Source organism: Oceanivirga salmonicida, from assembly GCF_001517915.1.
Lineage (GTDB): Bacteria > Fusobacteriota > Fusobacteriia > Fusobacteriales > Leptotrichiaceae > Oceanivirga > Oceanivirga salmonicida.
The window spans coordinates 1-669 of the sequence record NZ_LOQI01000156.1; the positions used below are offsets into that span (position 1 = coordinate 1).

A 669-nucleotide genomic window follows, 5' to 3' on the forward strand; every position below is an offset into this window, starting at 1 on the left:
AAAAAAGGAAAATAAGGAATATAAAGAACAAAAAAATATAATAATGAATAAGAATGAAATATCGGTATACCATTATAGTTCTTTTGGAGTACCGCAAGCATCAGGCTATACTGTAGAACATAATAAGCCCCAAAAATTAAAAACAAATTATTTTAAAATAGATTATAAAAGTAATTGGAAAGAAGATGATTTGAAACTAGATATTCATCATGTTAGAGAAAAAGAATATATAATAAATGAACTTCTATATGATAAGTCAAAAGGAAATCATTTTGAAAAAATAGATGAATATATACAAAATAATAAAGAAAGAATATTTAAAATATTCTTAAATGATGATTGGAAAAATGGAGAAGCTGTAAAATTTAAATTATTGATTTTAAGGCATAAAAATTTTGATAAAAAAAATAAAATTTATTATAATCTTGGTTGGGAAAATGTTAATATTAAAAATTATGTTATTATTCCTGAAATACTTTACAATACTGATAATTATAGTGAATATGTTTTAAAAGAATCAAAAAGAGAAAAGCAATTTTTTAATAAAGAAATAAAATATGAAGATATAGATTGGGGAAAATATATAGAGTATATGGGAGATTATCCAGTATTAATAATGTACGTAGAAGAAAGAATTCCTGATGATAGTGAAGAAGGGTATCATATTTA

1 protein-coding gene is annotated in these 669 nt (G+C 21.5%); it reads left to right on the forward strand.

Annotated elements, in window-relative coordinates; all coding sequences use genetic code 11:
• Nucleotides 1–43: 43 nt before the first annotated feature.
• Nucleotides 44–669, forward strand: a 626-nt coding sequence (locus tag AWT72_RS08715) for a hypothetical protein (protein WP_156413148.1), incomplete at its 3' end; no start/stop codon positions are given.